The organism is Microbispora sp. NPDC046933 (assembly GCF_040644635.1).
In the GTDB taxonomy this organism is placed as follows: Bacteria; Actinomycetota; Actinomycetes; order Streptosporangiales; family Streptosporangiaceae; genus Microbispora.
The window spans coordinates 251,555-260,980 of sequence record NZ_JBEYWW010000011.1; the positions used below are offsets into that span (position 1 = coordinate 251,555).

Sequence of the window (9,426 nt, forward strand, 5' to 3'; positions counted from 1 at the left end):
CGCCGTCCGTTTCCCGCCAGCCCTCCGGACGGCCGGCAGGCCACGATTAGGGCATGGCGTTCGAGATCAGGGCCATCGCGCCCGACGTGCTTGACCAGCTCAGGAAGACCGACGACGCCGGGCGGAGGCCGCGCCGGATCGTCGACGAGGAGGGCGGCAGCCCGCTGCGCTGCTGCCTGCGCCGCTCCCGGCCCGGGGAGGCGATCCTGCTCGCGGCCTACGCGCCGCTGCGCCGCTGGGCGCTGGAGACCGGCGCCGACCCCGGCGCGTACGAGGAGGTCGGGCCGGTGTTCGTCCACGAGGAGCCGTGCGAGGGACCGCAGCCCAGCTATCCTGCGGCCATGGGCGGCGCGCGGCGGATCTTCCGCACCTACCGCGCCGACGGCTCCATCCTGAACGGGCACCTCGTGGAGGCGCACCAGTCGGCCGACCCCCTCGCGGCGTCGATCCTGCTGGACACCCTGCTGGAGGACCCGGAGACGGCGGTCGTCCACGTGCGGGCCGTGGAGTTCGGCTGCTTCATGTTCGAGGTACGGCGCCCCGTGTTGGAGAATTCCACCACGAACAACGCGCCGGTTCGTTGAGGTGAACGAAGCAGCGGCGGGAAAGGGCGCCTAGCGTTCGGGCAACGGCCCGGCGACGAAAGGACCTCCTCCGATGGCTGAAGCGGCAGGACGATGGCAGACCCGGCTCGGCGAGCTGATCGCCGAGTACGAGGTGCCCGGCGCGACCCTGGCCTTCCTGCACGAGGGAGAGGTCCACGAGGTCGCCGCCGGCGTGCTCAACGTCGCCACCGGCGTCGAGGCGACCCCCGACTCGCTCTTCCAGATCGGCTCGATCACCAAGCTGTGGACCTCGACGCAGATCATGCTGCTCGTCGAGCAGGGACGGGTCGCCCTCGACACCCCGGTGCGGGAGATCCTGCCGGAGTTCAAGGTGGCGGACCCGGAGGTGACCGAGACGGTCACGCTCCGGCACCTGCTGTCGCACACCTCGGGCATCGACGGCGACCTGTTCCTCGACACCGGCCGGGGCGACGACTGCCTGGAGAAGTACGTCGCGGCGTGCGCGGACCTCGCGCAGAACCACCCGCTCGGCGCCACCCAGTCCTACTGCAACTCCGGCTTCTCCGTCGCCGGGCGGGTGGTCGAGCGCCTGACCGGCAAGGTGTGGGACGCCGCGCTGCGCGAGCAGGTCGTCGAGCCGCTGGGCCTGACCCACACCTGGACCCTGCCGGAGGACGTCCTGCGCTTCCGCGCGGCCATGGGTCACATGGACGGCGCGCCCGCGCCGATGTGGGGCCTGATGCGCTCGGCCGGGCCCGCCGGGCTGATCTGCGCGCGTGCCGCCGACGTCGTGGCCTTCGCCCGCGCCCACCTGGAAGGCGGCCTGCTGGCCGATCCCCGGGCGATGTGGGAGCCGCAGGTGGACGTCCCCAACCCGCACACGCTGGGCAGGCAGTGGGGGATCGGCTGGATCCTCGACGAGTGGGACGGCCACCGGGTGATCTCCCACGGCGGCAACACGATCGGCCAGGCGGCCATGCTCTGGGCGGTCCCCGACGCGGGCACGGTCGTGTGCGTGCTGGCCAACGGCGGCCATACCTCCGCCTTCCAGCACGCGGTGGCCACCGAGTTGTTCGCCGACCTGCTCGGCCTGGCCGTCCCGCCCGTGCTCGGCCCGCCGGCCGAGCCGTACGAGACCGACGTGGAGCGGTACGCCGGGGTCTACGAGCGGGCCGGCATGCGCATCACGATGACCGTGCGCGACGGGGTGCTCGCCACGCACATGGAGGCCACCGGGGCCCTCGCCGGCGCGCAGCCGCCCATGGACTTCGACCTCGTGCCGGTGGACGACGTCACCTTCGTGGGCCGCCCGCAGGGGCAGCCCGACTGGTGGTCGGCGGTGTTCTTCCGGCTCGCCGACGGCACGCCGTACGTCCATCTCGGCGCGCGGGCCACGCCCAGGATCGGCTGAGGCAGAGGATGACCGCACGGCCGCGCGCCAGTCTGCGCCGGGTCCTGGAGGACCTCGGCAGCACCGTGCTCGACGTGGCCGCCTCACCTGGCGACCTCGACGCCGAGGTCACCGGGGTGCACATCTACGACCCCCTGGACGAGCCGCCGCTGCAGAAGGGGGCTCTCGTGCTCGCCGTCGGCGTGGACTCGGCCGAGCGGATCCGGGCCCTGCTCGACGCGGCCGGTCCGGCGGCCGGCGTCGTCGTCAAGCAGCCGGTGGAGGTGGACGAGCCGCTCCGCGCGAAGGTCCTGGAGACCGGCGTCGCGGTGCTCGGCCTCACTCGCGCCGCCTCCTGGGCCCAGGTGGCGGCGCTGCTGCGCTCCCTGCTGGCCGAGCTGCGCGGTGAAGGCGATCTCGCCGAGCCCGGAGAACCTCCGCCGGACGGCCTGTTCTCGCTGGCCAACGCCGTGTGCGCGCTGCTGGACGCGCCGGTGACCATCGAGGACCGCTCCTCGCGGGTGCTGGCCTACTCCGAGCGGCAGGAGGAGGCCGACCCCGGGCGGGTGGCGACCGTGCTCGGCCGCCAGGTGCCTGAGCGGTACCGGCGGATGCTGGAGGAGGGGGGCGTCTTCCGCCGGCTCTACCAGAGCCGCGAGCCGATCTACATCGAACTCCACGACGAGGGGATCAACCGGGCGGCGGTGGCGGTCCGGTCGGGAGACGAGATCCTCGGCTCCATCTGGGCGGCGGTGCGCGAGCCGCTGACCGAGCAGCGGCGCCGCGCCCTCGCCGACGCCGCCAAGATCGTCGCGTTGCAGCTCCTGCGGCAGCGCGCCGGGGCCGACACCAGCAGGCGGCTGCGCGCCGACCTGCTGGCGACCGTCCTCGCCGGCGGCCGCGACGCGGCGGAGGCGGCGGGCCGGCTCGGCGTCGCGAGCGAGCGCCTGTGCGTGCTCGCGGCCCAGCTCACCGAGGAGACATACGACGACGCCGCCCGGCTGGAGGGCGACCGGCAGCGGTTCTGCGACGCCCTCTCCCTGCACGTCGGGGCCATCCATCCGAAGGCCGCCGCCGCGCTGGTCGGGTCCGTGGCCTACGCCGTGCTGCCCCTGCAGGCCGGCGGGCAGGAGGAGACGCGGGCCGTACGCGTGGCGGAGAGCTTCCTGACCAGGGTGGGTCCCCGGCACGCGGCCAACATCGGCGTGGGGCGCCTGGCGGCCGACCTCACCGAGGTGGCCCGGTCGCGGGCCGACGCCGACCGGGCGCTGCGGGTGCTGCGCGCCAGGGGCGCCTCCGGCCAAGTGACCGGGTACACGAGCGTGCACTTCGAGGCGTTGCTGCTCCAGCTGTCCGATCTGGTCAGGGCGGAGAAGCAGGCGCCCACCGGGCCGTACGAGCGGCTGCTCGCGTACGACGCCGAGCACGGCAGCGAGCTGGTCGCCACCCTGCGGGCCTACCTGGACGCCTTCGGCGACGTCAACGCCGCCGCCGCGCGGGTCCACGTGCACGCCAACACCTTCCGCTACCGCCTCAAGCGGCTGACCGAGATCGGCGGGCTGGACCTGGCCGACCCCGACGCGCGGCTCGGCGTCATGCTCCAGATGCGGATCTTCGGCCGATAGCACGACGCCGGCTTTCCTTTTCGTCCGGCCCGACGAAGCAGCACCGCCGCGAAACGGCGAGGGTGGGGCATCACCCCCCACCTCCCTGGAGTTCTCCATGAGACACCGAGTCGGCATGAGACACAAAGGAGCGGCGGCCGCGCTCGGCGTCCTCGGCCTGCTCGCGGTCGCGTGCGGCGGCGGCTCCGGCTCCACGCCGGGCGCGGCCGGCGGCGGCACCCTGACGTTCGCCATCGGCAGCGACCCAGGAGCGCTCGACCCGGCCACGGGCGTGCTCGCGGTGACCAACGCCGTACTCTCACTCGCGTACGACACGCTGACCTACACCGGGCCGGACGGGAAGATCATGCCGGGCCTGGCCGAGAAGTGGGAGGTGCGGCCCGACTCGGTGACCTTCACCCTGCGCAGGGACGTCACCTGCTCCGACGGCTCGAAGCTGACCCCGCGGACCGTGGCGGACAACGTCAACCACATCACCGACCCCGCGACGAAGTCGCCGATCTACGGCGTGCTCGTCCCCGCCGGGACGAAGGCCGAGGCCGACGACGCCAAGGGGACGGTGACACTGTCCACGCCGAAGCCGTTCGGCTTCATCCTGGAGAGCACGCCGGGGATCTACATCGTGTGCGGCAAGGGGCTCGAGGACCGGTCGCTGCTGACCCGTGCCACCTCCGGCTCCGGGCCGTACACGCTCACCGAGGCGGTGCCCGGCGACCACTACAGCTTCCGCGTCCGCCGGGACTACGCCTGGGGCCCGGGCGGCGCGACCACCAAGGACCCGGCCCAGCCGGCGACCGTCGTGCTGAAGGTCGTGCCCAACGAGCAGACGGCCGCGAACATGCTGCTGTCCGGCGGCCTGAACGGCGCCAAGTTCTACGGCGCCGACCGGGCCCGGCTGGAGGCCGCGCCGGGCGTCGGCAAGAGCGTGCAGCCCTACGGCAACGGGCAGTTCTTCTACCACCAGGGCGACGACCGCCCGGCCGGGGACGCGGCCGTGCGCAGGGCGCTCACCCAGGCGGTCAACCTCACCGAGCTCGGCGGGATCGCGACCGGCGGCACCGGCCGCCCCTCCACCGGGCTGGTCCTCGACCCCCGGCCGTGCCCGGGCGACAGCGTCTCCGGCCACGTCCCCGGCTTCGACCCCGCCGCCGCCGCTGCCGCGCTCGACGCCGCCGGGTGGAAGGCGGGCACGGACGGCGTACGCGAGAAGGACGGCAGGAGGCTCGCGCTACGCCTGCTCTACGCCACCACGAGGGGGTCGGGCGTCCAGGCGGCGGCCGAGTACCTCGCCGCCGCCTGGAAGAAAGCGGGCGCGGAGGTGACGCTGAACGGCGTGATCGACACCAAGATGTCGGAGTCGCTCACCACCGGGGACTGGGACGTCGTCTGGCTGCCGATCGGCGTCACGCTGCCCACGCAGCTCGTCGGGTTCCTGTCCGGACCGGCCGCGCCTGAGGGCGGCAACTTCGCCCACCTGTCCAACAAGCGGTACGACGCGCTGGTCGCCAAGGCGGCGGGCAAGCCCGGCCCGGAGGGCTGCGCGCTGTGGCTCGAGGCGGAGTCGGCGCTGTTCGAGAACGCCGACCTCGTGCCGGTGGTGGAGAACACCGTGCTCGTCGCCTCCAAGGGCGCGAAGTTCGACCTGCTGGCCGACGTGTTCTCGCCGACCTCCTTCCGGCTGACCGAGGCGGGCTAGTGCGGTTCGCGCTGCGTCACCTGGCCCGCTTCGCGATCTCGCTGGCCGTGCTGCTCGTCGCGTCGTTCGCCATGATGCACCTGATCCCGGGAGACCCCGTCCGGGCCTCGCTCGGCCCGGCCGCGCCCGTCGAGGTGGCCGAGGCCAGGCGGGCGGCGCTCGGGCTGGACCAGCCCATCCCGGCCCAGCTGTGGGCGTACGTGCGGCACGTGCTGACCGGGCAGTTCGGCACGTCGTTCCTCACCGGGGAGCCGGTCGGCGAGGTCATCGCCGCGCGGCTGCCCAACACGCTGGCCCTCGCCGTGCCCGCCACCCTGGTGGCGCTGCTCGTCGCCGTGCCGCTCGGCATGTGGGCGGGCGTCCGCACCGAGAACGGCCGCCGCCGGGGCACCGAGACGGTCTTCGGCACGGTCACCGGCGCCGCCGTCGCGGTGCCGGAGTTCCTGTACGCGATCGCGTTCGTGGCGGTCTTCGCGATCGGGCTCGGCTGGTTCCCGCCGGCCCAGAAGGCCGGGCCGGAGTCGTACGTGCTGCCGGTCCTGGCCCTGGCCGTCGCCCCAGCGGCGATGATCGCCCGGATCTCCCGGGCGGAGACCCTACGCGAACTGGCCGCGGAGCACGTGCGGCTGGCCCGGGCCAAGCGGCTCCCCGCGGCGCGGCTCCACGTGCGGCACGTGCTGCCCGGCACGCTCGCGGCGACCCTCACCGTCGGCGGGCTGCTGCTCACCGGACTGATCGCCGGGAGCGTGCTGGTCGAGTACGTCTTCGCCTGGCCGGGCCTCGGCCTGCGCATCGTCGAGTCGATCACCCAGAAGGACTATCCGGTCGCCCAGGGCGTGATCCTCGTCTACGGGGCGATCGTGCTGACCGTGAACTTCGCCGTCGACCTGCTGCTCGGCGTGCTCGACCCCACGTCGGCACTGAAGGAGAGCTGAATGCGGCACCTGCTGCGCAGCCCGGCGGGGATCGCCGGGACCACGCTGGTCGCGCTGTCGGTGCTGCTGGCGGTCGTCGGGCCGCCGATCTGGGGCGCGCAGGCCGAACGGATCGACCCGGCGGCGATCCTCCAGGGCGCCTCGGCCGCCCATCCGCTCGGCACCGACAGTCTGGGCCGTGACATCCTCGCCCGCGTGCTGGTGGCCGGCCGGCTCTCGCTCACCCTCGCGCTGCTGGCCACGCTCGCAGGGGCGGTCGTGGGGACCGTGCTCGGAGCCCTGCCGTCGGTGCTGCCCCGGCGCGCCGCCCGCCTGGTCACCGGGACCGTGAACGCCCTGGTCGCCTTTCCCGGGCTGCTGCTGGCCATGTTCACCGCCGTGGTGACCGGTCTCGGCGCGCGCGGGGCGGTGCTGGGGATCGGGGCCGCCATCGCCCCGGGGTTCGCCCGGCTCACCCAGACGCTCGCCGCCTCGGTGGCCGGGGCCGACTACGTCTCCGCCGCCCGCATGCTGGGGGTGCCGCGGCGGCGCGTCGTGGCGGTCCACGTGCTGCCCAACATCGCCGAGCCGCTGATCCTCAACCTCACCCAGGCGCTCGGCGGCGCGCTGCTCGGGCTCGCCGGGATGTCCTTCCTCGGGCTCGGCGTGCAGCCGCCGTCGTTCGACTGGGGACGGCTGCTGTTCGACGGCTTCTCCCGCATCTACGCCACGCCGGTCGTCGCCCTCGGCCCGGCCGCCGCGGTGGCCCTCGCGGGGATCGGGTTCAACCTGCTCGGCGACTGCCTGGCCCGCGCCGCCGCGCGGACCGACGCGCGGCCCGGCCCGGCCGTTCCCCTTCCGCCGGAGGCGGACATCGAGCCTCTCGGGCCGCCCGATCCCGGCGCCGTCCTGGAGGTGCGCGATCTCACCGTCCGCTTCCCCGGCGGTGTGACGCCCGTACGCGGCCTGTCGCTGACCCTCGCTCCCGGCGAGATCACCGGCCTGGTGGGGGAGTCGGGCAGCGGCAAGAGCCTGACCGCGGCGGCCATCGGCGGGCTCGTGCCGTACCCGGGAGAGGTGAGCGCGGCGCGCCTGCGTCTGTGCGGCGCCGACCTCGGCGAACTCGGCGACCGCGAGCGGCGCAGGCTGCTCGGCACGTCGCTGGCGATGGTCTTCCAGGACCCGATGGCCGCGCTCAACCCGGCGCTGCGGATCGGCGGGCAGCTCGCCGAGGTGGCGGTCGTCCACCAGGGCGCGAGCCGGGCCGAGGCCCAGGCCAGGGCGGTGGACCGGCTCGGGCACGTGCGCATCCCCGAGCCCGCCGCCCGGGCCCGGCAGCACCCGCACGAGCTGTCCGGCGGCATGCGGCAGCGCGCGGTGATCGCCATGGGCCTGATGGGGACGCCGCGGCTGATCGTCGCCGACGAGCCGACCACCGCGCTCGACGTCACCGTGCAGCGTCACATCCTCGGCCTGCTGCACGAGGTGACGGCCGAGACCGGTGCGGCGACCCTGTTCATCTCCCACGACATCGCCGTCGTCGCGGAGCTGTGCCACCGCGTCGTGGTCATGTACGCGGGCCGGGTGGTGGAGGAGCTGCCGGTCGACCGGCTGCCGTCCGCCGCGCACCCCTACACGCGGGCTCTGGTCGCCTCGCTGCCCGACCTGGAGACCGACAGGTCGCTGCCCTTGGCCGGCATCCCCGGCCGCCAGCCCTCGCCCGCCGAGGTCGGCCCCGGCTGCGCCTTCGCTGACCGCTGCCCGCTGGCCCGGGACCGCTGCGCCGAGCGGCCGCCCCTCATGCCGTACGGGCCGGAGGGCAGGGGACACCGCGTCGCCTGCTGGGAGGCATCGTGATCATTGAGGACCTGACCGTGCGGTTCGGTGCGTTCACCGCCGTCGACCACGTCACGCTGGAGATACCCGACGGGGCGATCGTCGGTCTCGTGGGGGAGTCGGGGTCGGGCAAGTCGACGCTCGCCAGGGCGGTGGCCGGGCTCGTGCCGTACGCCGGGAGGATCAGCGGCGTCGCCCGGGGGCGGGTCCAGATGGTCTTCCAGGACCCGTACGCGTCCCTCGACCCGCGCATGACCGTGGGCGCCTCGGTGGCCGAGGGACTGCGCGCGCAGGGCATGCCGCGCGCCGCCCGCGCGGCGGAGGTGGAACGGTTGCTGTCGCTGGTGTCGCTGCCGCCGGCACTGGCCGCGTCCTACCCCCGCGCCCTGTCGGGCGGGCAGCGCCAGCGGGTCGCGATCGCCCGGGCCGTCGGCGCGCGGCCCGGCCTGCTGATCGCCGACGAGATCACCTCTGCCCTCGACGTGTCCGTCCAGGGGGCCGTGCTCAACCTGATCCGCTCGCTGCGTGCGGAGCTCGGGCTGTCGATGCTGTTCATCTCGCACAACCTCGCGGTGGTCCGGTATGTCTCCGACGTGGTCGCCGTCATGCACCGGGGCAGCCTGGTCGAGTTGGGACCCACGGAGGAGGTCGTGGGGTCGCCGCGAGCCGCCTACACCCGGGCCCTGCTGGAGGCCGTGCCCCGCCTGCGCCGATCCTGAGAGGACCTGCCGCCCGCGTCGGCCCACAGCGTGTGCCGATGCCATCCCCTGTGACTCCAAGTAATCGGCTGGTGAACTTGCTGTAAGGGGAGGTCTGCTGAAAGGATTAGTACAGGCATTCGAATGAAGTGAGGAGGTGTGATGGAGCCCATCGAAATCACTCCAGAGCATCCTCGGCATTCGAATGGTCCTTCCCGCGGCTGGTGGGACGAACTCATCGCCAATTCGCCTCTGTGGTCCTCCGAAGGCTCGCTCTCCCGCGATCGGTGCTGCGAGCAACCCGCTCAGGGGAAGGGCACAGGCGGTCGGGCCGGTGGCGCTGCAACCTCAGACCCTGGGTTCTCGCAGTCCGCCGCTGGGGGCGCCGGTGATGGTGCCGGCGGTGGTGTCGGCGGTGCCGATGGCCTGGGTGCAGGTGCAGGTGCAGGTGCAGGTGCCGGTCGGGGCAGGGGCCGGTCGTCGTGGGTGCTGGTGGCGTCGTTGCGTGAGTCGGCGCAGGCGCTGGCGTTGGCGCCGGTGCCGGAGGATGTGGACGTCTGTCTGGGCGAGGCTGAGGAGTTGATGTTCGCGCGGGATCGGATCACGTGTGCGTTGGCTGAGCGGGTGGGGCGGGTGCATCGGGCGGGGCAGGCCAGGCAGCATGGGCATGCCTCTACCCGTAGTTGGTTGCGTACGGCCGG

Annotated in this window: 8 protein-coding genes; all 8 read left to right on the forward strand. The window is 73.7% G+C overall.

The features are described 5' to 3' along the window. The first annotated feature begins 53 nt into the window (after nt 1-53). Complete coding sequence (locus ABZ857_RS17545; protein ID WP_357044035.1) at nt 54-584, forward strand: DUF1203 domain-containing protein; 531 nt, start codon at nt 54-56, stop codon at nt 582-584. A 73-nt stretch (nt 585-657) separates the two neighbouring features. Beyond that, complete coding sequence (locus ABZ857_RS17550) at nt 658-1,977, forward strand: serine hydrolase domain-containing protein (RefSeq protein WP_357044037.1); 1,320 nt, start codon at nt 658-660, stop codon at nt 1,975-1,977. A gap of 8 nt (nt 1,978-1,985) precedes the next feature. Further along, nucleotides 1,986-3,581, forward strand: coding sequence for a helix-turn-helix domain-containing protein (locus ABZ857_RS17555; RefSeq protein WP_357044038.1), 1,596 nt, complete (start codon nt 1,986-1,988; stop codon nt 3,579-3,581). Nucleotides 3,582-3,696: 115 nt separating this feature from the next. Beyond that, nucleotides 3,697-5,277 (forward strand): ABC transporter substrate-binding protein, encoded by a 1,581-nt coding sequence (locus tag ABZ857_RS17560; RefSeq protein WP_357044040.1) that lies wholly within the window; start codon nt 3,697-3,699, stop codon nt 5,275-5,277. Beyond that, the gene (locus ABZ857_RS17565; protein ID WP_357044042.1) at nt 5,277-6,212 is read left to right on the forward strand and encodes an ABC transporter permease; all 936 of its coding nucleotides are present in this window, start codon (nt 5,277-5,279) and stop codon (nt 6,210-6,212) included. Before ABZ857_RS17560 ends, ABZ857_RS17565 begins: the two co-directional genes overlap by 1 nt. Then, nucleotides 6,213-8,048 (forward strand): dipeptide/oligopeptide/nickel ABC transporter permease/ATP-binding protein, encoded by a 1,836-nt coding sequence (locus tag ABZ857_RS17570; protein ID WP_357044044.1) that lies wholly within the window; start codon nt 6,213-6,215, stop codon nt 8,046-8,048. It begins immediately after the preceding gene. Continuing rightward, nucleotides 8,045-8,746, forward strand: coding sequence for an ABC transporter ATP-binding protein (locus ABZ857_RS17575; protein WP_357044046.1), 702 nt, complete (start codon nt 8,045-8,047; stop codon nt 8,744-8,746). The genes ABZ857_RS17570 and ABZ857_RS17575 overlap by 4 nt, the downstream gene beginning before the upstream one ends. 465 nt (nt 8,747-9,211) lie before the next feature. Further along, nucleotides 9,212-9,426: hypothetical protein (locus ABZ857_RS17580; RefSeq protein WP_357044048.1), on the forward strand; the 215-nt coding region annotated here is incomplete at its 3' end.

What these genes read in the sequence shown, in the direction of transcription:
- ABZ857_RS17545 (WP_357044035.1), top strand. Translation starts at nt 54, where the DNA reads ATGGCGTTCGAGATCAGGGCCATCGCGCCCGACGTGCTTGACCAGCTC.
- ABZ857_RS17550 (WP_357044037.1), top strand. Translation starts at nt 658, where the DNA reads ATGGCTGAAGCGGCAGGACGATGGCAGACCCGGCTCGGCGAGCTGATC.
- ABZ857_RS17555 (WP_357044038.1), top strand. Translation starts at nt 1,986, where the DNA reads ATGACCGCACGGCCGCGCGCCAGTCTGCGCCGGGTCCTGGAGGACCTC.
- ABZ857_RS17570 (WP_357044044.1), top strand. Translation starts at nt 6,213, where the DNA reads ATGCGGCACCTGCTGCGCAGCCCGGCGGGGATCGCCGGGACCACGCTG.
- ABZ857_RS17560 (WP_357044040.1), top strand. Translation starts at nt 3,697, where the DNA reads ATGAGACACAAAGGAGCGGCGGCCGCGCTCGGCGTCCTCGGCCTGCTC.